General features: G+C 72.4%; 20 protein-coding genes and 1 pseudogene. 4 read left to right on the top strand and 17 right to left on the bottom strand.

Translation table 11 applies throughout. The features are described 5' to 3' along the window. A pseudogene (locus AB0C36_RS06230) lies at positions 1-117 on the top strand (ECF subfamily RNA polymerase sigma factor, BldN family); the annotation flags it as partial. Positions 118-262: 145 nt separating this feature from the next. Then, complete coding sequence (locus AB0C36_RS06235) at positions 263-1534, top strand: DUF5667 domain-containing protein (RefSeq protein WP_358349996.1); 1272 nt, start codon at positions 263-265, stop codon at positions 1532-1534. A 166-nt stretch (positions 1535-1700) separates the two neighbouring features. On the opposite strand, the gene AB0C36_RS06240 is transcribed toward AB0C36_RS06235, so the two are convergent. From AB0C36_RS06240 to AB0C36_RS06270, 7 genes are all read right to left on the bottom strand, one after another. Further along, positions 1701-2891 (bottom strand): lysophospholipid acyltransferase family protein, encoded by a 1191-nt coding sequence (locus tag AB0C36_RS06240; RefSeq protein ID WP_358349999.1) that lies wholly within the window; start codon positions 2889-2891, stop codon positions 1701-1703. Then, the gene (locus AB0C36_RS06245) at positions 2884-3924 is read right to left on the bottom strand and encodes an NAD-dependent epimerase/dehydratase family protein (RefSeq protein ID WP_358350002.1); all 1041 of its coding nucleotides are present in this window, start codon (positions 3922-3924) and stop codon (positions 2884-2886) included. The genes AB0C36_RS06240 and AB0C36_RS06245 overlap by 8 nt, the downstream gene beginning before the upstream one ends. A 379-nt stretch (positions 3925-4303) precedes the next feature. Continuing rightward, a complete protein-coding gene (locus AB0C36_RS06250) occupies positions 4304-4402 on the bottom strand; it encodes a 30S ribosomal protein bS22 (protein WP_003948845.1) in 99 nt (32 codons plus the stop codon). A gap of 289 nt (positions 4403-4691) precedes the next feature. Then, positions 4692-4895 (bottom strand): helix-turn-helix domain-containing protein, encoded by a 204-nt coding sequence (locus AB0C36_RS06255; RefSeq protein WP_358350004.1) that lies wholly within the window; start codon positions 4893-4895, stop codon positions 4692-4694. Positions 4896-5043: 148 nt separating this feature from the next. Beyond that, the gene (locus AB0C36_RS06260; protein ID WP_358350006.1) at positions 5044-5862 is read right to left on the bottom strand and encodes a phosphatase; all 819 of its coding nucleotides are present in this window, start codon (positions 5860-5862) and stop codon (positions 5044-5046) included. Between the two features lie 60 nt (positions 5863-5922). Next, complete coding sequence (locus AB0C36_RS06265; RefSeq protein ID WP_358350008.1) at positions 5923-7110, bottom strand: acetoin utilization protein AcuC; 1188 nt, start codon at positions 7108-7110, stop codon at positions 5923-5925. A 9-nt stretch (positions 7111-7119) separates the two neighbouring features. Beyond that, on the bottom strand, positions 7120-8433 hold the full coding sequence (locus tag AB0C36_RS06270; protein WP_358350011.1) for an MFS transporter: 1314 nt from the start codon (positions 8431-8433) through the stop codon (positions 7120-7122). Between the two features lie 238 nt (positions 8434-8671). Between AB0C36_RS06270 and AB0C36_RS06275 the strand changes: the two genes are divergently transcribed. After that, a complete protein-coding gene (locus tag AB0C36_RS06275; RefSeq protein ID WP_358350014.1) occupies positions 8672-9196 on the top strand; it encodes a cupin domain-containing protein in 525 nt (174 codons plus the stop codon). 157 nt (positions 9197-9353) lie between these two features. Next, on the top strand, positions 9354-10838 hold the full coding sequence (locus AB0C36_RS06280; protein WP_358350017.1) for an MFS transporter: 1485 nt from the start codon (positions 9354-9356) through the stop codon (positions 10836-10838). Between the two features lie 120 nt (positions 10839-10958). Here AB0C36_RS06280 and pdxR read toward each other — a convergent pair whose 3' ends face one another. From pdxR to AB0C36_RS06330, 10 genes are all read right to left on the bottom strand, one after another. Then, positions 10959-12422: a MocR-like pyridoxine biosynthesis transcription factor PdxR gene (pdxR, locus tag AB0C36_RS06285; protein ID WP_358350020.1), complete on the bottom strand. Its 1464-nt coding sequence runs from the start codon at positions 12420-12422 to the stop codon at positions 10959-10961. A 56-nt stretch (positions 12423-12478) separates the two neighbouring features. Next, positions 12479-12682, bottom strand: a complete 204-nt coding sequence (locus AB0C36_RS06290; protein WP_358350023.1) for a hypothetical protein — start codon at positions 12680-12682, stop codon at positions 12479-12481. Positions 12683-12953: 271 nt separating this feature from the next. Continuing rightward, a complete protein-coding gene (gene iolD, locus AB0C36_RS06295; protein ID WP_358350026.1) occupies positions 12954-14825 on the bottom strand; it encodes a 3D-(3,5/4)-trihydroxycyclohexane-1,2-dione acylhydrolase (decyclizing) in 1872 nt (623 codons plus the stop codon). After that, the gene (iolB, locus tag AB0C36_RS06300) at positions 14822-15703 is read right to left on the bottom strand and encodes a 5-deoxy-glucuronate isomerase (RefSeq protein ID WP_358350029.1); all 882 of its coding nucleotides are present in this window, start codon (positions 15701-15703) and stop codon (positions 14822-14824) included. Before iolB ends, iolD begins: the two co-directional genes overlap by 4 nt. Beyond that, on the bottom strand, positions 15700-16593 hold the full coding sequence (locus tag AB0C36_RS06305; RefSeq protein ID WP_358350032.1) for a Cgl0159 family (beta/alpha)8-fold protein: 894 nt from the start codon (positions 16591-16593) through the stop codon (positions 15700-15702). Before AB0C36_RS06305 ends, iolB begins: the two co-directional genes overlap by 4 nt. Then, on the bottom strand, positions 16590-17606 hold the full coding sequence (gene iolC / locus AB0C36_RS06310) for a 5-dehydro-2-deoxygluconokinase (protein WP_358350240.1): 1017 nt from the start codon (positions 17604-17606) through the stop codon (positions 16590-16592). The genes AB0C36_RS06305 and iolC overlap by 4 nt, the downstream gene beginning before the upstream one ends. Positions 17607-17686: 80 nt before the next feature. After that, positions 17687-18586, bottom strand: coding sequence for a 6-phosphogluconolactonase (locus AB0C36_RS06315; protein ID WP_358350034.1), 900 nt, complete (start codon positions 18584-18586; stop codon positions 17687-17689). 4 nt (positions 18587-18590) lie between these two features. Further along, positions 18591-19421, bottom strand: coding sequence for a carbohydrate ABC transporter permease (locus AB0C36_RS06320; protein WP_358350037.1), 831 nt, complete (start codon positions 19419-19421; stop codon positions 18591-18593). A gap of 3 nt (positions 19422-19424) precedes the next feature. After that, on the bottom strand, positions 19425-20423 hold the full coding sequence (locus AB0C36_RS06325) for a carbohydrate ABC transporter permease (RefSeq protein ID WP_358350040.1): 999 nt from the start codon (positions 20421-20423) through the stop codon (positions 19425-19427). Continuing rightward, positions 20420-21811 carry an ABC transporter substrate-binding protein gene (locus AB0C36_RS06330; RefSeq protein WP_358350042.1) on the bottom strand — a complete coding sequence of 464 codons (1392 nt, stop codon included), beginning with the start codon at positions 21809-21811 and terminating at the stop codon, positions 20420-20422. Before AB0C36_RS06330 ends, AB0C36_RS06325 begins: the two co-directional genes overlap by 4 nt. Positions 21812-22024: the final 213 nt, after the last annotated feature.

Genomic DNA, 22024 nt, shown 5'->3' on the forward strand with positions numbered 1-22024 from the left:
GGCCTGTCCGTCGCGGAGACCGCCCGCATCATGGGCAAGAACGAGGGCGCCATCAAAACCCTCCAGTACCGCGCGGTCCGCACCCTCGCCCGGCTGCTCCCGGAGGACGTGCGGTGAATCACACTTCCGTAACCCCCGGGGGCCTCGGCTCGTTCTCCCAGATAGCGCGCCCCTCGGGGGCGCGGCGCGGCGGGGAGCCGAATCACGGCCCCCGACCCGTAGACGTCCCTGGACGGGCATCCGGGGAGAGGAGGTGCGGCCCGTGAGCATCGCGGTTGTGGACCGGCGACGTGTGTTGGCCTTCGCCGAGGCACTGGAACAGATGGGATCCGGCCCCGCGCCGAGCCGGGGGGCGACCCACGGGGACGGCCAGGGGGACGAGGTGGTCGCCGCGGCTCTGCGGACCGCGGCCAAGCTGCACGACGAGGCGGCGGCAGGCCCCACTCCGACCGCCGACTTCCGGGCGGCCCTGCGCGGCAGACTGCTCGACGAGGCGTCCGCGCTCCCGGCCGCGGCGGCATCCGTCCCGGCACCGCGCGGCGCGCACCGGCGTCCCGCACCCGTCCCCAAGCCGCGCGCCGTCCGCTGGCGCAGGCGGTGTGCCGTGGCGGGCAGCGCACTGGTCATCACGGCCGGCGGCCTCGGCGGCATCGCGGTCGCCAGCTCCGACGCACTGCCCGGCGACATGACGTACAACGTCAAGCGGGCCGTCGAGGACATCCAGATCTCGATGGCCGGCTCCGACCGCGAACGCGGCGAGCGCTACCTCGAACAGGCCCGCACCCGGCTGGCCGAGGCGGAGCGGCTGCTCGACCGTGAGGGCGGCGGGGCGATCGGCAAGAGCACCATCGGCCACCTGCGCAGCGTGCTCGACGACGCGCGGGAGGAGACGGCACGGGGGCGTGCCCTCCTGACCGAGTCCTACCAGGACAACCAGACCAAGGTCGGCCCGATGAAGGACCTCGCGCAGTTCGCGAAGTCGGGCACCGAACGCATGGAGCGCATGGCCGACCGGCTCCCCGGCGAAGTGGCCGTCGAGCGCGACATGGTCTGGCAACTGCTGTACGACATCCGCAAGCAGGTCTCGCCGATCCCGGGGGCGCTCGCCCCGGACGACGCCGGCGAGATGGACTCCGCCCTCCCGGTCGGACCCGGCAAGCGCAACCCGCCGAGTACCGCCGGCCCCGCACTGCCCGGGGGGCTGCCGCAGGCGCCCGCCGCGCTGCCGGGCGTCGTCGGGATCGTCCCGCCGGTGGTCGGGCAGGCCGCCACCGGCGCTCCCGGCAACGGCACTTCGCCGACGCCGGCCGCGACGTCGACCGCCGGTCTGCTGCCACACGTCAACGTGCCGCTGCTGGAGCCGACGAAGACCGACTCGGGCTCGCCTCCCTCGCAGAGCCCGAGCCCGGTGGGCGTCGACGTCCCGGCGCCGGTGCTGCCTCCCGTGGGGCTGAACGTCCCGCCGCTGCTGCCCGGCCTGCCGGGCATCGGCATCACCATCGGCGGCGCCCCGCAGGCTCCGGACGAGGAGTAGTCCTCGGAACACCGCACGACCGCACGACCGCACGACCCTGAACAACCTGTACGACCAGATCGATCCGAACGACAAATGACGGTGCCCCGGCCGCGAAGGCCGGGGCGCCGTCATTTGTTCGGCCGAGCGGGCGGATCCGCACGGATCCGCCCGGACTCGGAAGGACTCAGAAGAACACCGAGCGCCGCTGCATCAGCACCCGGTAGATCGTGTGCTGGATCGTCTCGCGCACCTCGTCCGTCAGGTTGAACACCACCATCGGGTCGTCGGCCGTCTGCGACGGGTACGAGTCGGTGCGGATCGGCTCGCCGAACTCGATGTGCCAGCGCGTCGGCAGCGGCAACAGACCCAGCGGCCCGAGCAGCGGGAACGTCGGCGTCACCGGGAAGTACGGCACACCCAGCAGCCGCGCCAGCGTCCGCACGTTCCCGATCATGGGGTATATCTCCTCGGCACCCACGATCGAGCACGGCACGATCGGCACCCCGGTGCGAAGCGCGGACGACACGAACCCGCCGCGCCCGAACCGCTGGAGCTTGTACCGGTCCTTGAAAGGCTTGCCGAGCCCCTTGTAGCCCTCCGGCCAGACGCCCACCAACTCGCCGTGCGACAGCAGCCGTTCGGCGTCCGCGGGATGTGCCAGGGTGTGCCCGCTCTTGCGTGCGACCTGGCCCACCAGCGGCATCTGGAAGACGAGGTCGGCGGCCAGCAGCCGCAGGTTGCGCGACTCGGGGTGGTGGTCGTGCACCGCCACCTGCGTCATGAGCGCGTCGAGCGGCAGCGTCCCGGAGTGGTTCGCGACGATGAGCGCGCCGCCCTTGTCGGGGATGTGCTCCATGCCGCGCACTTCGACGCGGAAGTACTTCTCGTACAGCGGCCGCAGCAGCGACATGATCAGCGCGTCGGTCAGCTCCTCGTCGAAGCCGAACTCGTCCACCTCGTAGTCGCCGGTGATCCGCCGCCGCACGAACGCCAGGCGGTCGGCGGCCTTGTCCTCCCACCCCGGCCCGGCAAGCCCGTCGGCCAGGCCGCGCGCGGCCCCGCCGACCAGCCCGCCCAGCGCACCCGCCAGCGCGCCGAGGCCGGTGCCACCGCCGGGGGCGGCACCCCCGTCGCGCCGGGCGGACGAATCGCCGTCGGGCTCGGGGACGGCACCGATCGCGCGCACGTTCGCACGTGCGCCGGAGCGGACGGTGCGGCGGCGTTCGCGGACCGGGATGTCGTCCTCGTACGCCTCGTTCCCGCCCGGCGCCGCGCCCTGGCGCGGAGTGCGGTTCTGCCGACGGGCCCCCCGGCCGGCCGGACCCCGCGAGCCGCCCGCGGATCCGTCGAACGGGATGATCCGGGCGTCACCCATCGGGACTCCTTCTGGTGAGCAGTAGGGACGCGATGCGGTCGGGAACGCCGCCGACGCGCTCCGGGTCGAGCAACCCGCGCAGCCCTCGGCCGCGCGCGAAATCCTCGAAGGTCTCCGCGGTGGTACGCCGGGGCGCGAACCCCAGGCGCTCGCGCGCCCGGGTGGTGTCGACCACGCGCCCGTGGGTCAGCAACCGGATCTGCTCGGCGGACAGGTTGACCGACCCGACGCCGCGCAGCCCCTGGCTCACCACCCCGATCGCGGGTGACGGCACCGGCACCACCGGCCGCCCGAGCCGCCGGGCGGCCTGCGACAGCAGCAGAATGCCGTCGGCGGCGATGTTGTACGTGCCCGGCTCGCCGGCGGCCATCGCCACGCGCAGCGCGTCGAGCGCGTCCTCCTCGTGCAGGAACTGCAGCCTCGGGTCGTAGCCCAGCACGGTGGGCAGCAGCGTCAGGCCGAAGTAGTCGGCCATCGGCGACTCGATGGTCGGGCCGAGGATCGGCGCGAACCGCAGGACGGTCACCGGGACGTCGGGGCGCCGGCGCGCGAAGCCGCGTACGTACCCCTCGACTTCGACGGCGTCCTTGGCCCACCCGGAGGTCGGCGGTACGCGCGGCTCCATGTCCTCTTCGAAGATCGCCGGGTCGCGCGGCGAGGCACCGTACACCGCGGTCGTCGAGCGGACCACGAGGCTGCGCACCGACGGTGCCTTCTGGCACGCGGCGAGCAGCTGCATGGTGCCGATGACGTTGGTCTCCTTGGCCGACGTCGAGGTCCCCGCGTACCCGCTCGGCGGGGTCTCGGCGGGGCTGAGGTGTACGACGGTGTCGACGGAGGCCTGCGCGACGACCTTGGCGATCATCGGGTTGCGGATGTCGGCGTGCACGAACTCGACGCCGTCCAGCTCGTGGCGCGGCTCGACCGCGTCGACGCCGATCACGCGCTCGATCCCGGGAGTGCGCAGGATCATGCGCGCATAGCGGCTGCCGAGGTCCCGGGTCACCCCGGTCACCAGCACGACCTTGCTCATCGGTGCCTTCACCCCCGATCACCCCGATTCGGTCGGACCGCGCCCGGAGCACGGCCGGGTACGCCGGGCCGGGTACGTCGGGTCACGGTCTCAACCTAGTAGTCACCGACACCTGTCGGGACCGGCCACGACAGGGTTAACCAGTCGTTCACACCGTACGGAGGATCGAAACCCTCCAGGTGGCGGAGTGCCGCGCCGCGGACGGCGGACCTCCGCAAGCGCGTCAGGCCGCCGCCTCACGCCGTGACGGCGGGGGCGGCGGCCTGAACAGGGACCGCGTCTCAGAGACCCCGCGTGCACGGGGAGCGCCAAAGAAGACCCCCGCGTGCGCGGGGCATCGAAAGCACGGCAACCACCCGCGTGCGCGGGCCGGCGTCGGCTACTTCTTGTTGCGACGCTGGACTCGCGTCCGCTTCAGCAGCTTGCGGTGCTTCTTCTTCGCCATGCGCTTACGACGCTTCTTGATGACAGAGCCCACGGAAACCCTCGCTCACGTGTACATACGGACGACCCCGCCTGCGCGGAGAGAACGGACCGCCCACCGCAAGCCGCGGGGGCGCATTCCACTGCGCGGAGCCGAGTCAGCCCGCACGTCTGGCCCTAGCCTACTCGCCGTTCCCGGGCGTCCCGAAATGAGGAGCCCTCGGACGTGTGAGCGCGCTGTCCGGGAGTTGTCCCACGGCAGTGCCCGGGCGCACATCGTGCCATGCGGGCGCCCGGGGCCGGCCGACTGCCGTACTCCGGTCGTGCCGCGCGCCTGCGCGGCGCTATGCGGTCTCTACGTACGAGTCCCGCAAATAGTCGTGGACAGCCTGCTCCGGAACCCGGAAGGACCGTCCGACCCTGATGGCGGGCATCTCGCCACTGTGTACCAACCGGTACACGGTCATCTTGGACACCCGCATCACCGCAGCCACTTCGGCCACGGTCAGAAAATTGACCTCGTTCAGAGGCCGATCTGCAGAAGCCATGCCGCACCTGAACCATTCAGCACGCGACGGGCACCGGCTTCCCCTCCGGTGACATCCACACGCACGTGCGTCCTTTCAGGGTAGTGGCGGGTGGTACCAGTGGGGAAGAGGAGCAGTTATCCGTCCCGTTTCGCCCATCCGGCTTGTTTCAGGACAGTCCCGCCCTATCCAGTACGTACGCCAGCAGCGGACGGTACAGATGGGGCTGCACGTTGTCGTCGAGCGGAACCGCCGCGACCACGCTGCCCTCCTCCGCGCCGACGAAAAGTGCCGGGTCGTTGCAGTCCGCGAAGCCGATCGCGTCGACGCCGGCCTGGCCCGCGCCGCCCGCCCAGCCGTGGTCGCCGACGACCAGGTCCGGGAGTTCGCCGCCGTCGTCGACGATGCTCGCGAGCATGGCCCGTATCGGCCGCGCGGAGTGCGTGTGCCTGGGCTCGCCGACGTCGTCCACGACGACGGCCACGGGGCCGCGGTAGTCGATCGATCGGGCCTTGGCCCCTTCGGAGGCCGGTGTCTTGTACGTCCAGTCGCGCGCGGGGCGCAGGAGCGTACACCCGGCCTCGCGCAGCGCGCGCGCCAGCGCCCGGTAGTAGTCCAGCAGCCCGTCCGGGTGACCCGTCGCGACGACGACGCGCTCGCGGCGTCGGCCGGCGAGGGCGAGGCGGTCGGCGTAGTCGTCCAGGGCCGCGATCGTCAGGTCCGGGTCGATGGTGTCCTGGCCGTTGAGGTGGGCGGGGTCCGCCACGACTCCGCAACGGCGGACCATCAGCGCGAGGACCTCCTCCGGGGTCCAGGTGCCGTCCGGTTCGAGGCCGAAGAGGTAGGCCGGGTGCCGCTCGCTCATCAGGCGGAAGTGCCGCAGGTTGTTCTCGCGCGGGGTGGCGACGTCACCGGCGATCCGGGCGCGCACCAGGTGGGCGCGCAACTGCGCGCGGTCGGGGACCTTGCCGTGGCTCACTTCCGTCACGTCCACCTGCCATTTCGTCGTGGTGAGGCGGCCGACCGGGTGCGGCGGCGCGATGCGGCGTCAGAGGTCGTACAGCGGTTCGATGCCGTGGGCCGGGAAGACCGCGCGGCGGGTCGCCAGCACGGCCTGGTCGAGCCGGTCGGCCGGGTCGTAGCCCGCCGAGAACGGCCGGAACGAGGGGGTGCCGCCGTCGGTCATGCGGTACGGCCCCTGATCGCCGGTCATGATGCGGACCTGCTCGCGCCACTCGAACGGCAGTTCCGACTCGGGGTCGATCGGCGCGTGCGCGGCTTCGGCGACGAGGTGGGTCCAGGTACGCGGGACCACATCGGTGGCGGCGTACCCTCCCCCGCCGGTGGCGATCCAGCGTCCGTCGCAGTACCGGTGCGCGAGGCCGTGCAGCGCGACGGCGGCGAGCCGCTGCGCGTCGACGGTCAGCGCGAGGTGCGCCAGCGGGTCCTCGACGTGTGTGTCGGCGCCGTGCTGCGTGACCATCGCCTGGGGCCGGAAGGCCTCGACGAGCGGGGGCACGACGGCGTCGAAGGCGCGCAGCCACTTGGCGTCGGCGACACCGGGCGGGAGGGCGACGTTGACGGCGTACCCCTCGGCGTCGGGGCCGCCGGTCTCGTCGGGGAAGCCGGTGCCCGGGTAGAGGAAGCGCGGGCTCTCGTGCAGCGAAATGGTCAGTACGCGCGGGTCGTTCCAGAACGCGGTCTGCACGCCGTCGCCGTGGTGGACGTCGATGTCGACGTACACCACGCGCTCCGCGCCGAGTTCGAGCAGCCGGGCGACGGCGAGGGCGGCGTCGTTGTAGACGCAGAACCCGGCGGCGGCGCCGGGCATCGCGTGGTGCAGCCCGCCGGCGAAGTTGACGGCGTGCGGGGCTTCGCCGCGCCACACGGCGTCGGCGGCGGCGAGCGAGCCGCCGGCGATGAGCGCCGACACCTCGTGCATGTTGCGGAAGGCGGGGGTGTCGTCGGTGCCGAGGCCGCACGAGACGTCCGCGCAGGCGGGGTCGGCGGCGGCGGCGCGTACGGCGGCGATGTAGTCGGCGGTGTGCACGAGACGCAGCTGCTCGTCGCTGGCGACGGTCGGCGCGACGATGTCCAGGCCGTCCCCGGCGTCGAGGCCGTACGCGCGGATCAGGTCGATGGTGAGTTGGAGCCTGATCGGCTTCATGGGGTGCCAGGAGCCGAAGTCGTACCCGGTCATCCGGTTGTCCCAAAGGAGTTGTACGGCTTGACTCATGGCTGGAGGCTACCGCCCGGACCCCGTCCGGCGGCCTATGCCGTGACCGGCTTCACCCTGGGGCGCGAACGCGCGCGCCAGAGGGAGGATCGCGAGCACCAGGACGAGCGGCACCGCCATCGCGGCGCGGAAGCCGGCGAGGTCGCCGACGACTCCGACGAGCGGGGTGCCGATGAGGAATCCCGCGTAGTTGAAGAGGTTGAGTCGGGCGATCGCGGTGTCGCGGTCGTCGGGGCTGGTCTCGGCGCCGGCGGCGAAGGTCTGCGGGACCAGGACGCTTATGCCGAGGCCGAGGACGGTGAATCCGGCGAGCGCGACCGCGGGGCTCGGTGCGGCGACGACGGCGGCGAATCCGACGGCCGCGGTGAGCGCGCCGGCGCGCACGACGGGTAGTGCGCCCCAGCGGCGTACGCCCAGGTCGCCGAGGCCGCGGCCGAGGAGTGCGGTGACCATGTAGACGAGGTACGGGAGGGCCGTGTTGTCGTCCATGTCCTGGGCCTTCTCGGCGTAGACCGCGCCCCAGGAGGAGACGGCGGAGTCGCCGATGTAGACGAAGGCCATGACGGCGCACAGGGGGAGGATGGTGCGCCAGGGGAGGGTGGGGGTGGGTTTGGCGGCGGAGCCGCTCTCGTTTGCGGTTGCGGCCGCCGTTTTGGGGGCGGTTGCCGCCGCGGTTTCGGGTTGGGTCGCCGTCGCCGTTTCGGTGGTGGTCGCTGTCGGCAGGTAGTGGCGTCCGATGAGCAGCGCGGCGGGGGCGGTGATGGCGGCGCTGAGGGCGTACATGACGACGAGGGCCACGTCTTTGTGGTCGGCGAACGTGGCCAGGCCCGCGCCGGCGATGCCGCCGAGGCTCCAGGCGGCGTGGAAGCCGTTCATGACGCTGCGGCCTTGGCGTGCCTGGATGCCGATGGCCTGCATGTTCATGGTCGCGTCCACCGCGCCGAGGGCGAGCGCGAACACGACCAGTACGGACGCCAGTTGCCACACCGCGTCGCCCGCTCCCACGCCGAGGACCGAGGCGCAGACGACGGGCTGGGCGGTCCGCAGGACGTGGTGGCTGCCGTACCGCGCGGCGAGCTTCTCGGCGAGCAGGCTGCCGACGCCGGCGACGATCGGAACCAGGGAGAGGACGATCGTGAGCGCGCCGTCGCCGAGGTGGTAGCGGTCCTGGATGGCGGGGACGCGGGTGACCAGGACCGCGAACGACGCGCCTTGGATGAGGAAGCAGGCCAGGACGGCGAGCCGGGCCCGGCGTACGGCCTCCGGCCCGGGGGCGGACAGCGCGTCGGGTTCCGCGGGATCGCGCGGTTCGGTGGCCTGCATGTGGCGGGACGTTACTGGCGGGTTGGGCGCGACGGCGAGGGGCGCGGGCGATCTTTTGCCGGACGTTGATCGGGAGCCGGAGCAGGGGTCGGCCACGGTGTTCGGGGCATCCCGAATTGACCCATGAAACTGGGCGTTGAATGCACCATATGACGGGTCTTTCTACCGCATAGATTCTTGTCCGTCAGCACCGGACGGACCGGCCGAAACCCCGGCCCACCTGCACAGGAGCCAAGAAATGAACACCTCCGCGAACACCTCTGCCGCCGCGAACACCCCCGCCGCGAACCCGGTCCTCGTCCGTGCCGAGAACGCCGAAGCCATCCAGGACGGCGCGACCAGCCTCATCACGCTGCTCGCCGACGCGGGGGCCACGGGCGGGGCGCTGACCGCCAACAAGGCGACGTTCGAGAAGGGCTCGCCGGGCGCCCCCGCGCACTTCCACACCAAGGCGACCGAGATGTTCTTCGTGCTCGAAGGCACGATGCGGATCCTGGTCCGGGACGAGGTCGTGCTGCTCGGCAAGGGCGACTTCCTGACCGTTCCGCCGACCGTTCCGCACGCGTTCGCCCCGGCGCCGGGCACCGAGGCCGAGATGCTGGTCGTGTTCACGCCGGGCCTGCACCGCTTCGACTACTACCGCCTGCTGGAGCGCGTCTACCGCGGCGAGGCCACGGTGCAGGACATCCGCGACAGCTCGGAGCTGTACGACAACCACTACTTCGAGAGCCCGGTGTGGCAGAAGGCGCTCACCGAGCGCTGAGCCGCGGCTTTGCCCGGCCTCCGCGTCGCCCGCCCCGGCCTGCACAGCCGCCCCCGCACCCGGGCCCACCACCACACCCGGGTGCGGGCCCGCCGATTGCCGCGCGGTCCTCCCGCCGCGTACCCCTCCCCCGCCTTCCCCGAAAGCAGGCTTTGCCATGCCCTCGAACCGGCCGCCCTCGCCAAACGTCACCGCGTCTTCGCGCCGCCGCCTCGGACTCACCCTGGCCCTGCTGGCGTTCGCCCAGCTGATCATCTCGATCGACTACAACATCGTGTACGTCGCGCTGCCGGAGATCGGCTCGGGCCTGGGCTTCTCGGCGCAGAACCTGCAATGGGTGATCAGCGCGTACGCCGTCGCCTTCGGCGGCTTCCTCCTCCTCGGCGGCCGGGCGAGCGACCTCTTCGGCCCGCGCCGGATGTTCGCCCTCGGTCTCGGCCTGTACGCGGTCTCGTCCCTGCTCGGCGGGATGGCCGCCTCCCCCGGCACGCTGATCGCGGCCCGCGCGGTCCAAGGTGTCGGCGGCGCGTTCCTCTTCCCCGCGACACTCACGCTGGTGTCCACGAGCTTCGCCGAAGGGCGGGAGCGGAACCGGGCGTTCGCGGTGTGGGGCACCGCGGGCGGCAGCGGGATGATCCTCGGATCACTGCTCGGCGGCGTGCTGACGGACGCGTTCGGGTGGGAGTCGGTCTTCTTCGTCAACGTGCCGCTCGCGGGTCTGGCGGCCGTGCTGGCCTTCTGGTTGATCGCCCCGGACGCACCGCGCGCCAAGGGCCGTTCGTTCGACCTGGCGGGGGCGCTGACCTCGACGATCGGTGTCACCGCGGTGGTCTTCGCGCTCGTCCAGGGCCCGGAGTCGGGCTGGGGATCGCCGTCGGTGGTGGCCGCCTCGGTTGCCGGCGCCGTCCTGCTCGCCGCCTTCGTCGCCGTCGAACTCCGCAGCGCCGACCCGCTGTTGCCGCTCCGCCTGTTCCGCAACCGCAACCTGAGCGTGGGCACGGTCGTGACGTTCCTCTACATGGGCACCTTCGGCACGCTGCTGTACTTCCTGACCGTGTACTTCCAAGGCGTGCACGGCTACGACGCACTGACCACGGGTCTGGCGTTCCTGGTGCCGATGGTCGCGATTGCGATCGGCTCGCAGTCCGCCGGCCGGCTCGCGACGCGGTACGGCATCCGCCCGATCATGGTCCTGTCCCTGGTCGTCGGCGGTGTCGGAGCGGTGGTCGTCGGTGCGACGATGGCGACGGACGCGTCGTATGCCGCACTGATACCGGGCCTGATCGTGCTGGGCGTCGGCCAAGGCGCGGGCTACACACTGATGTTCGGTGCCGCCGCGCTGGGTGTCGCGGCGGAGGACCAGGGCATCGCCTCGGGCGTCGCATCCACGAGCCAGCAGGTCGGCGGCGCGGTCGGCCTCGCGCTGCTGGTCGCGGTGGCCAACTCGGGCCTGGACAGCCTCGGCGGTGAGGCCCTGCGCTCGGCGACGACCGACGGCCTGCGTACGGCGGTCTTCATCGCCGCGGCGGGGATCGGCGCAACTGCCCTGGTGGCCCTCGGCCTCCGCAAGCCGGCGACACGGTCGATCGCCGAGCACCGGGCCCCGACAGAGCCGAACTCCCGCCCTGTGGCCCACGTCTGACCGACCCGAACGCGTTGTGCCGCCCGCTCCCCGGGCGGCACAACGCATTTGTGCGTTCGGCGCCGACGCGAGGCTGTTGGCGAGCCCTTCATGACACCCCGTCAGCCTCCGGTACCCCGGTCAGGCCGGGCCGCCGGTGCCCGGGTCCGGTTGCGGGGGCAGCACGAGGCACAGCGCGTCGAGGGCGGCCTGGTAACGGTGGTCGGGCGGGGTGGCGTACCCGACCACCAGGCCGTCGACGTGGGGCTCCGGGCTCTCCGGGTGGCGGAAGAGGGCAAGGCCGTCCAGGGCGATGCCCATCCGCGTGGCCGCGGCGACCGTCGGCGCCTCGGTCCCCGGCGGCAGGCGCAGTACGGCGTGCAGGCCGGCCGCGATGCCGGTGACGGTGATGTGCGGGGCGCGTTCGGCCAGCGCGGCGACGAGTTGGGCTCGGCGCGTGCGGTAGCGCCTGCGCATGCGCCGAATGTGCGCGTCGTACTGCCCGGACTCGATGAAGTCGGCAAGGGCGAGTTGGTCCCCCACACCCGCCCACGCCTCGCGTAGCCCTTTGGCCGCGAGTACGCCGTCCACGAGGCGCGGCGGCAGCGCCATCCAGCCCAGTCGGATCGCCGGGGACAGGCTCTTGCCGGCCGACCCCATGTACACGACGTGCTCGGGGTCCAACCCCTGTATCGCGCCCACCGGTTCGCGGTCGTAGCGGAACTCGCCGTCGTAGTCGTCCTCCAGCACCACTCCCGCGCGCGTCCGCGCCCAGTCCACCGCCGCACTGCGGCGAGCGGAGTGCAGCGGGCCGCCCACCGGGAACTGGTGGGCAGGGGTGAGCAGTACGGAGCGCGGCCCGTGCCGTGCGGTGGTCGCGGGATCGACCGCCAGTCGATCGGTGCGGGCGCCGCGCTCGTCGAGTCCGAGCGCGACCGTGCGTACTCCGGCGTGCGCCAGGATGCCGCGATGGAACGGCAGCCCGTACGGCTCGACCGCGAGCGGCCCCGGCAGCACTCCGCCCTCGAAGAGCAGCCGCAGTCCATGGGCGAAGCCGGAGCAGACGACGATGTGCTCGGGCGCGGTCCGTACGCCGCGCACGCGCGCCAAGTAGTCCGCGAGTGCGTGCCGAAGCTCCGGTCGCCCCTGCGGATCGCCGGGCCCGAACGCGTCCGTCGGCGCCGCGACGACGGCCCGGCGTACCGAGGCGATCCATGCGGTGCGCGGGAACGACGCCGCGTCGGGCTGCCCTTGGCGCAGATTGTGCGTGGCTTGCGCCGCCTGCCCTCCGACGGCCTTCCGGGCGGCACGATGTCGTACGGCGGCCGCTCGTTCCGCAACACGCGTCCCGGACCCCTGGCGTGCGGTCAGCCACCCTTCGGCGACGAGTTCCGCGTACGCGTCGGCCACGGTGTTGCGCGCGACCCCGAGATCGACGGCAAGGGCGCGGTACGGCGGCAGGCGCGTGCCGGGAGCCAGCCGCCCCGACCGCACCGCCTCCCGCAGCGCGGCCGCGAGGGCCGCGCGCCGGGGCCCGGTGGGAGCAAGCTCCAGATAGAGGTCGGCGCCGCCGTCGTGGTCGGAATTGACCTGAGCTCGTGCCATGGACCCGCGCCTTCCACCCGGTCGATTCCGCCAGGCTAACCCGCGCCGTCCGGGCCCTACCGCTCCGCCGCGAGCCGGTCGCGGGCCGCGCGCACCTGCTCCGCGGTCTCCTCCGCCGACCCCATGCGACGCTCCACCGCGTCGAGGACCTGCGCGACCGGCACGCGGACCGCGTCGTCCGCGTCCGACCGGCGCAGCCAGTCCGCGAGCACCAGCGCCTCGTCACCGGTCAGCACGATCGTGATCCGTTCTGAGCCCATCCCCGCAGGCTAACGCCAGGGGCGCCGGGAGCCCCGCAGGGCCTGCGTCGACGCGGGTGTCGTCGGCGGGGGTGTCGCCAGCGGGGGTGTCGCCGACGGCCAGGCGCGGGCCGCCCGGCGTCCGCTCACTTGTCGATCTTGTAGCGCACGATGACCAGCCCGTTGCCGAAGCCGGCGGCCCGGCTTCGACGAGGCGACGATCTTGGCGAGGCTGTTGAGCTTCCTGCCGTACTCGCCCGTGGCTTTCGCAGCGCCGACCCGGACCGACGCGTCACACGAGCGGTCGTTGCGCCGATTTCCGGGTGATGTAGGCAGTCCGGGCGGTCTGCGTGGCGGGCAGCTCGGAGACCTCCGCCACCGGGACGTCCCACCAGGCGTCCGAGGACGGCGACGGGACCGTCGGGTCGGTCTCGACGTGCACGACGGTTGTCCGGTCGGCGGCCAGGGCCGCGGCGAACGCGGTGCGGAACTCGGCGAGCGTGCCGGCCCGGAGGACCTGCGCGCCGAGGCTCGCGGCGTTGGCGGCCAGGTCCACCGGGAGGAGACCGCCGTCCAGCTGGCCGGAATCGGCGTTGCGGTAGCGGTAGTTCGTACCGAAGCGAGCCGACCCGAGGGATTCCGAGAGGGCGCCGATCGACGCGTAGCCGTGGTTCTCGACGAGGACGACGACCAGCTTGATGCCCTCGGCGACGGCCGTGGCTATCTCCTGGGCCATCATCAGGTACGAGCCGTCGCCGACCATGACGACGGCCTCGCGGTCCGGGGCGGCCATCTTGACCCCGAGTCCGCCGGCGATCTCGTAGCCCATGCAGCTGAAGCCGTACTCGACGTGGTAGCCCAGCGGGTCGGCGGGGCGCCACAGTTTGTGCAGATCACCGGGGAGGGATCCGGCCGCGCAGATGACCACGTCGCGGTCGGCCATCAGTTCGTTGGCCGCACCGACGATTTCACTCTGGCTGGGCAGCGGGGCATGGGCGGCGTCGAAGGCGGCCTGGGTGACCGCGTCCCAGTCCCGGGCCAGCATCGATGCGCGGCTGCGGTACGCGGACTCCACCTGCCAGTCGGGCAGTTCGCGGTCGAGAGCGTCGAGGGCGGCGCGCGCGTCGGCGACCACGGAGACGCCGGCCTGCTTGGCCGCGTCGAAGGCGGCGATGTTGATGTTGACGAAGCGTACGCCGGGGTCGGCGAAGAGCGTCCGTGACGCCGTCGTGAAGTCCTGCCAGCGCGTGCCGATGCCGATGACGACGTCGGCCTCGCGCGCGAGGGTGTTGGCGGCGACGGTGCCGGTGTGGCCGATGGCCCCGACCAGGGCCGGGTGACCGTGCGGGAGTGCGGCCTTGCCGGCCTGCGTCACCGCGACGGGGATACCCGTACGCGCGGTGAAGCGAGCCAGTGACTCGGTCGCGTCGGCGTGGACGACGCCGCCACCGGCCACGACGAGCGGGCGCCGCGCGTCGCGGAGCAGGCGGAGGGCGGCGGCCAGTGACTCGTCGTCGGGCACCGGTCGGCGGATGTGCCAGATGCGCTCGGCGAAGAACTCCTCGGGGAAGTCCCAGGCTTCGGCCTGCACGTCCTGCGGCAGCGCGAGCGTGACCGCGCCCGTCTCGGCCTGGTCGGTCAGGACGCGTATCGCCTGGACCGCCGACGACAGCAGTTGTTCCGGGCGCCACACACGGTCGAAGAAGCGCGAGACCGGGCGGAAGACGTCGTTCACCGAGATGTCGGCGGCGTAGGGGAGTTCGAGCTCCTGGAGCACCGGGGACGCCACACGGGTCGCGAAGGTGTCGCCGGGGAGCAGGAGTACGGGGAGTCGGTTCACGGTCGCCAGGGCGGCGCCGGTGACCATGTTGGTGGCACCGGGACCGACCGACGCCGTGCACGCAAGCGTGGACAGGCGGCGCCTGGTCCTCGCGTACGCGACCGCCGCGTGCACCATCGCCTGCTCGTTGCGCGCCTGGTAGTACGTCAGGTCGTCCGGCTGCTGGAGCAGCGCCTGCCCGATCCCGGCCACGTTGCCGTGCCCGAAGATCCCGAAGCAGCCCTCGATCAACCGCTGCCGCACACCATCGCGTTCGGTGTACTGGCGGGCGAGGAAGGCGACGAGTGCCTGGGCCGTGGTCAGCCGGCGGGTACCGCGGTTCACCGCACACCCCCCGCGTCGCACATGGGCACGCGCGGGTCGGTGTCCTGCGTCTCCCACGACGCGCGCACCCAGTGGTGTGCCGGGTCGTCGCAGCACGCCATCGTGCGCTCGGCGTGCGGTCCGGCGAGCACGTTGAGGTAGTACATGGGGTAGCCGGGCGCGGCCATCGACGGGCCGTGGTAGCCGCGCGGCACCAACACCGCGTCGCCCTGGCGGATTTCGGCGAGCACGTCGACGCCGGAACCGTACACGCGCTGGTAGCCGAAGCCGTCCTCGCCGCCGATCTCGAAGTAGTAGATCTCCTCGAGGACGGCCTCGCCGTCGCGGGCCTCGTCGTGCTTGTGCGGCGGGTAGGAGGACCAGTTCCCGTCCGGCGTCAGGACCTCCACGGCCACCAACCGGTCGCACGGGAAGCCTTCCGGCGAGGCGAAGTTGTTGACCTGGCGGGTCGCGTTGCCCGCGCCGCGCACCTCCACCGCGACATCCTCCGCCGGGCCGTACGCCGGGGCGAGCCGCCGCTCGCACCGTGCCGCGGGCAGCGCGAACCGCCCGCCGGCGACGGAGGTGACGGTCACCTCCGCGTCGCGCGGGGCGTAAGCGAAGTCCGTGACGCGGCTGAAAACGCTGTCGCGACCGGTGAGTTCGAAGGACTCGCCGTCGATCTCGACCGTGCACGCACCGGACAGCGGCAGCACGATCGTCTCGCTGTCCCCGGTCACGAAGAGCACCTGCCCGCCGGGCGCGAGGTCCAGGACGCGGAGCGAGCTGTACGCCCAGCCCGCCGACTCGGGCGTCACGGCGAGCCGGAACCCGCCGTCCGCCGCTGTCCCGTCGGGCAGGTGCAGGCGGGGGCCGCCGCCGAGGTCTCGGCCGGTCATGCCGCCCCGCCCCGTCCCAGCAGCGAGACCGCGGTGTCGACGGCCGCGGCGACGTCGCCGTTCTCCGGGAAGAGCATGGTCCGGCCGATGATCAGGCCGCGCACGTGCTCGATCTCCAGGGCCTTCTGCCACGACGCGTACATCGCGTCCACGTCGCCGCCGCCCTCGCCGCCGAGGAGCAGCGTGGGCATGGTGGTCGACGCCATCATGCGCTCCATCTCGTCCACGACGGGCACCTTGAGCCACGTGTAGGCGGAGGTGCGCCCCAGCCCCGAGGCGATGTTGTTGACCCAGATCTGCGCGTCCGCGGTGAGGATGTTGCGGACCTTGCCGCCCTCCCGAACCGACTTGAACGGCTCGATCAGCGCCAGCAGTTCGCGCTCGGCGAGTTCGTTCACCGCGGTGGCGGTGCCCATCAGCGTCTCCGCCACACCCCCGTCGGCGGGGTCGACGCGGAGCAGGACCTTGCCGCCGTCCAGGCCGCCTTCGGCGATGCCGCGCGCGTCGTACGCCGTGAACCGGTCGTCGAGTTCGAAGCTCGCGCCGGGGATGCCGCCGCGGTTCATCGAGCCGAGGACGAGCTTGCCGTCCAGGGCGCCGAGCAGCATCAGGTCCTCGACGATGTCCGGGGTGCCCAGGAAGCCGTCGACGCCGGGGCGGGCCAACGCCTCGACGCAGCGGGCCAGAAGCTCGTGCCGGTCGCCCATCGCGGTCGGGTTGCCGCCCGCCGCGACCGCGCCGCGCGCGGGGTGGTCGGCGGCGAGGACGAACAGCGGCCGGGCCAGGCCCTCGCGCGCGAAACGCGGCCGGGCCTGCGCGGTACGGCGGATCGCCCCGGGGTCGGTCAGACGGGTGGAGACGACCGTGGCGATGTCGGGTGTGGTGCTCAACGGGGTCCTCCGTTGTCGTGGTGGTTGTCCGGGGCGGCGGTGCCCGAGGCGGTCGAGCCGGCGAGTACGCCGCCGTACGCCCCGCCGATCAGCGCGTCCAGTTCGCCGGGTGTCGGCATGGCGTCCGCGCAGGAGTGCCGGGAGGCGACCAACGCGCCCGCGGCGTTGGCGAGTTCGATGGTCCGGGACAGGGGCAGTCCGGCCAGCAGCCCGGCGACCAGCGTGCCGCCGAACGCGTCGCCGGCGCCGAGCCCGTTGACGACCTCGACGGGGATCGGAGGTACGCGTACCTCCTCGGTCGCGGTACGCGCCAGCACGCCGTGCGGTCCCTGCTTCACCACCGCGAGCCGCAGCCCGCGGGCGAGCAGCCGGTCGGCGGCCTCGTCCGGATCGCGCGTGCCGACGGCGACCTCGACCTCGTCGCGGTTGCCGACGGCGATCGTGGCGTGTTCGAGGGCGCGGGCGTACCAGCCCGGCGCCTCCTCCGGGGCGGACCAGAACATCGGGCGCCAGTCCAGGTCGAAGACGGTGTCGGCGCCTTCCGCCCGGTCCGCGACGGTGGCGAGCGTGGTGGTCCGCGACGGCTCGGCGGACAGGCCGCTGCCGGTGATCCACACGACGCGGGCGGCGCGCAGTGCCTCGGCGTCCAGGTCGGGCACGCGGAGGCGCATGTCCGGGGCGTCGGGCCGGTAGAAGTAGAGCGGGAAGTCGTCCGGCGGGAAGATCTCGCACAGCACGACCGGCGTCTGCGCGCCGGGCACGGTGACGACGAAGCGGTCGTCGACGCCGAAGCCGCGCAGCTCACCGCGCACGAAGCCGCCGAGCGGGTCGTCGCCGACTCCGGTGACGACGGCGGAGCGCAGGCCCTGCCGGGCCGCCGCGACGGCCACGTTGGTCGCGCTGCCGCCGAGGTACTTGGCGAACGTCCGGACCTCGGCGAGCCCGACGCCCACCTGCTCGGGGTAGAGGTCGACGCCGACGCGGCCGAGCGTTACCAGGTCGTACGGCGGCACCGCGACGGCACGTGCGCCGGGCCCTGCCGGGACGGCGGAACCGGCTTTCACCGCACCGGAGTTGCCGGGGGAAACCACGCTCACGCGAACTCCTCCCCCGCCGCGGCCCGGTCGACGTACAGCGCCGGTTCACGGCACAGCGCGACGAGTGTCGCGGGCCAGTCGGCCTCGTACGCCGTCGCCGCCGCGAGCCGGCGTACCGCCTCGCGCTTGTGCCCGCCGTGCACGACCATCACCGCACGCCGCGACTGCCGCACGATCGTCGCGACGCCGACGGTGACGCCGTGGCGCGGCACTTCGTCCAGGGACGCGAAGTCCGGGAAGGTGCCCATGTTGTCCTGCCGGGTGCTGTCGGCGAGTTCGACGATCCGGCTGGTGCTGTCCTCCGGGGCGCCCGGCGGGTTGAAGGCGATGTGGCCGTCCGAGGCCCCGGAGGCCAGGATGAACAGGTCCACCCCGCCCGCCTCGGCGAGGCGGCCGTCGTACGCCGCCGGGTCGGACGGATGCGGGAACCACACCGCGTCGGCGGGAATGCCGCGTCCCTCCCCGGCCGCCGCGTTGAGCGGGCCGACGATCTCCTCGGCGGCGAAGCGGTGGCAGCTGTTGTGCGCGGCGTGGTCGACGTCCACGAAGGCCCCCGAACCGACGGAGCCGACGGAGGCGACGGAGGCGACGGAGCCGGTCGTGCCACCCGCGTCGACCGTGTCGGCCGCGGCGGCTGCCTCGGCCGGGCCACCGGTCGGCAGGACGTACTCGTCCATCATCGCGATCACCACGTGGCCGAGGTGCAGGCCGCGTTCACCGACCAGTTCCGCGAGGGCGTCGTAGACCGGCTTCGGGCTCCGGCCGCCCGGACAGCCGAGCACGTAGCGCCTTCCGACGGCGGACGCTTTGGCGATCCCGTCCGCGATCTCCTCCGCGAGGGCCCGGCCGAGTTCGGCGGGACCGGCGAAGACGCGCGGGCGAAGAGGGGCTTGCATGGTCTTACTCCTTCACGGCGCCCGCGAGCATGCCGCTGATCATGCGGCGCTGGAGGGCGATGTAGCTGACGAGGATCGGCAGGGCGACCAGGACCGCCGCGGCGGCGGTGACACCCGGGTCGCTGTTGCGCCGGTTGCCCGCGAAGAACGACAGCGCGAGCGGCGCGGTCTGCACGTCCGGGTTGTCCGGCACCAGCACGAGCGCGAGCAGGAACTCGTTCCAGGCGAACAGGAACAGCAAGGTGGCGAGGGTGCCGATGGCCGGCAGCGCCATGGGCAGCATGATCGAGCGCAGGACGCGCAGCTTCGAGGCGCCGTCCACGGAGGCCGCCTCGCGCAGCGCGGGCGGCGTCGAGACGAAGAACTGCCGCATCCAGAACACCGCGAACGGCAGCGACAGGCCGATCTGCGGCAGGATCAGCGCCCAGTACGTGTTCGTCAGGTGCCAGTCCTTGAGCTGGTAGTAGAGCGGGATGACGGTCGCCTCGTACGGCATGACCAGCCCGACCAGGAGCAGCAGCAGGAACAGTCCCTTGAGCGGGAACGGGAAGAACGCGAAGGCGTACCCGGCCAGCACCGCGAGCACGATCGTGCCGACGACGACCGCGACGGCCACCAGCAGGCTGGACGTGAGCGCGTTGGAGAACAGTCCGCGGTCCCACGCTTCGGTGAAGTTGTCGAAGCTGAGCGACTTGGGGACGGTGAATCCGCTGCGCTTGGTCCCGGGTTCGCTGAACGCGAGCATCAGGACCGAGAGGAACGGGTAGAGCGCGATGATCGCGGCGATGACGAGGATCGCGTGCCCGATGACGGTCTGGCGGCGGGTGGCGTTCACGCGTCAGTCCTCCTTTCCGCGCACGACGCGCATGACGACCGCGGTGACCGCGAGGACCACGAGGGTCAGGCACACGCTGATCGCGGCCGCACCGCCCACATCGCGGGTGATGAACGCGCCTTGGTAGATGAACACGCTGGGAACCGTGGTGGACGTGCCGGGGCCGCCGGCCGTGGTGTTCCACACGAGGTCGAAGTTGCGCAGTGCGTACGTGATGGTGAGCACGAGCGCGATGGCGATCTCGCCGCGCAAAGCGGGGAGGGTCACCGCGAAGAACTCCCGTACGGGGCCGCACCCGTCGATGCGCGCGGCCTCGTAGCGTTCGGTCGGGATCTTCTGCACGCCGGTGAGGAACAGGACCATGCACAGGCCGTACATGACCCAGGTGCCGATCACCGCGACCGACGGAAGCGCGGTGTCGTAGTCGCCCAGCCAGGCGCGCGTGAGGCCGTCGAGCCCGACGGCGCGCAGTGCCGCGTTGAGCGGTCCGTCGATGTCGTAGATCCAGCGCCACGAGACGGCGACCACGACGGTCGCGAGGATCTGCGGCAGGAACAGCACGGCGCGGAAGAACGTCAGCCCGCGCACCCGGATGCGGGACATCAGGCCCGCGAGGAACAGGCCGAGCGCGACCGGGAGGAAGGCGTACGCGACGACGAAGACCAGCGAGTGGGCCAAGGCCGACGGGATGCGCCCGTCGTCCAGCAGCTCGCGGTAGTTCGTCGTCCCCGCCCAGCGGCCCTCGGTCAGGCCGTCCCAGTGGAACAGCGAGATCCAGGCGGTCTGGCCCAACGGACGCAGCACGAACAGGATGTAGAACGCCGCGGCCGGGAGTAGGTACAGGAACGCGGGCCAGTACTGGCGGGAGGCCCACGACCGGATCACGCCGGGTCCTGCCGCGCTGCCGCCCTTCCCCGTACCCGGGCCCGTGCCTTGCGCGCCGCCGACGGCGGCGGGCGCGGGCGACGCGGACGAAGGGGCCGACGCGGTCGGGGCGGTCATGACGCGTCCTCGGCCGCCGCGGCTTCTTCCCGCTGCTGCTTCTGGAAGGCGGTCCAGTCGTCCTGGAGTCCGTTGACGAAGCCCTCGGGCGAGGTCCGCCGGTCGAGGAGGTCCTGCGTCTTGGCGCCGACCGTGTCGTACATCGTGGTCGAGGCCCAGTCCAGGTAGAAGTTCTGGCCGTCGTCGGCGAGCAGTTCGGTGCCGATCTTGTTGACCTGCTCGACGACCGGGCTGGCCGCCTTGACGTCGTCGCCGCCGGTGACCGGGGTGCGGCCGACGTCGGCGATGCTCTGCGCGAACTCGTCGCTCATCAGCAGGTCGAGGAACGCGACGGCGGCCGGCAGCTTGTCGGTCTTGGCGCCGATGTGCCAGCCGAGGCCCATCGAGCCGACCGTCGCGCGGGTGCCGTCGTCGCGCGTCGGGAGCGTGAAGCCGACGCGGCCGTTCATGCTCTCCTGGAGGCTCGGCGCGTTCCAGGAGCCGGCCACGTAGAAGACGCCCTGTCCCTGGCTGAACTTCGCGGCGGCGTCGTCGGCGCTGATGCCGTTGTAGCCGGGGCCGAAGTAGCCGTTGTGCGCCCAGTCCTGCACGGTCCGGGCGGCTTCGGTGGTGCCGGGGTCGGCGACGGTGGTGTCCGGTACGCCGGCGATCCACGAACGCACGTCGCGGCTGTCGGTCTTCTGCCCCTGCACGAGGCCGATGACCTGGCTGGCCGGGTACTTCTCGGCGTTGCCGAGCATGAGCGGCTGCTCGCCGGCGGCCTTGGCCTTGTCGAGCGTGGCGGTGAACTCGGCGTACGTCTGCGGCGGTGCGATGCCGAGCTTGGCCAGCTTGTCGGTGTTGTAGAAGACGCCGACGTACTCGGTGACCGGGGATATGCCGTAGAGGCTGCCCGCGCCGAAGATGCTGCCGCCCGCCGACCAGCGCCACTGCTTGAGCGTGCCGTCGGTGATGAGGTTCTCCCAGCCGTACGTGCGGGCGATGTCGTCGATCGGCCGGATCAGGCCGGACTTCACCAGCGGGCCGTCGGTGCCGTAGCCCTGGTTGCCCTGCGCGAGGTCGGGGGCGTTGTCGCCGGACATGGAGTTGACGACGGTCTTCATCAGGTCGTCGAAGCCCTTGGTGGCGACCTCGACCTTGATGTTCGGGTACTTCTTCTCGAAGAGCGGCACCGCGGCGTTGAGGGTGTCCTCTTCGCCGGCGTCCGCGAGTACGCGCAGCGTGGTGTTGCCGAGCTTGGCGACGTCCTCGACGGTGACGCGCTCGGTGATGCGCGGGCCGTCGAAGCCGTCGGTCGCCGTGGAACCGGCGCCGGGCACGCCGCACCCGGCGAGCAGCAGGCCGGCCAGGGCGACCCCCGCGGCCCCGGTCAAACGCAGCTTCTTCATGGTCGCTCCGAAGGGAGATGCGGCCGCGTGTCGCGGCCGGGCGAGTCGTTCGGCGGTACTTCGGCGTTGCGCGGAGGTACCGCCGGGCGAGGTGGCGAATCGCCGGGCGTCGCCGGGGTTTCCCGTACGGCGCGAGGGCCTTGGGCGCCCCGGGTGATCGGGGTGGCCCTGAGTGATCGGGGTGCCCGAGGTGCCCAAGGTGATCGGGGTGCC

Source organism: Streptodolium elevatio (genome assembly GCF_040649515.1).
GTDB lineage: Bacteria > Actinomycetota > Actinomycetes > Streptomycetales > Streptomycetaceae > Yinghuangia > Yinghuangia elevatio.

What these genes read in the sequence shown, in the direction of transcription:
- AB0C36_RS06240 (WP_358349999.1), bottom strand. Translation starts at nt 2,891, where the DNA reads ATGGGTGACGCCCGGATCATCCCGTTCGACGGATCCGCGGGCGGCTCG.
- AB0C36_RS06245 (WP_358350002.1), bottom strand. Translation starts at nt 3,924, where the DNA reads ATGAGCAAGGTCGTGCTGGTGACCGGGGTGACCCGGGACCTCGGCAGC.
- AB0C36_RS06255 (WP_358350004.1), bottom strand. Translation starts at nt 4,895, where the DNA reads ATGGCTTCTGCAGATCGGCCTCTGAACGAGGTCAATTTTCTGACCGTG.
- AB0C36_RS06265 (WP_358350008.1), bottom strand. Translation starts at nt 7,110, where the DNA reads ATGAGTCAAGCCGTACAACTCCTTTGGGACAACCGGATGACCGGGTAC.
- AB0C36_RS06270 (WP_358350011.1), bottom strand. Translation starts at nt 8,433, where the DNA reads ATGCAGGCCACCGAACCGCGCGATCCCGCGGAACCCGACGCGCTGTCC.
- AB0C36_RS06275 (WP_358350014.1), top strand. Translation starts at nt 8,672, where the DNA reads ATGAACACCTCCGCGAACACCTCTGCCGCCGCGAACACCCCCGCCGCG.
- AB0C36_RS06280 (WP_358350017.1), top strand. Translation starts at nt 9,354, where the DNA reads ATGCCCTCGAACCGGCCGCCCTCGCCAAACGTCACCGCGTCTTCGCGC.
- pdxR (WP_358350020.1), bottom strand. Translation starts at nt 12,422, where the DNA reads ATGGCACGAGCTCAGGTCAATTCCGACCACGACGGCGGCGCCGACCTC.
- AB0C36_RS06290 (WP_358350023.1), bottom strand. Translation starts at nt 12,682, where the DNA reads ATGGGCTCAGAACGGATCACGATCGTGCTGACCGGTGACGAGGCGCTG.
- iolB (WP_358350029.1), bottom strand. Translation starts at nt 15,703, where the DNA reads ATGACCGGCCGAGACCTCGGCGGCGGCCCCCGCCTGCACCTGCCCGAC.
- AB0C36_RS06315 (WP_358350034.1), bottom strand. Translation starts at nt 18,586, where the DNA reads ATGCAAGCCCCTCTTCGCCCGCGCGTCTTCGCCGGTCCCGCCGAACTC.
- AB0C36_RS06325 (WP_358350040.1), bottom strand. Translation starts at nt 20,423, where the DNA reads ATGACCGCCCCGACCGCGTCGGCCCCTTCGTCCGCGTCGCCCGCGCCC.
- AB0C36_RS06330 (WP_358350042.1), bottom strand. Translation starts at nt 21,811, where the DNA reads ATGAAGAAGCTGCGTTTGACCGGGGCCGCGGGGGTCGCCCTGGCCGGC.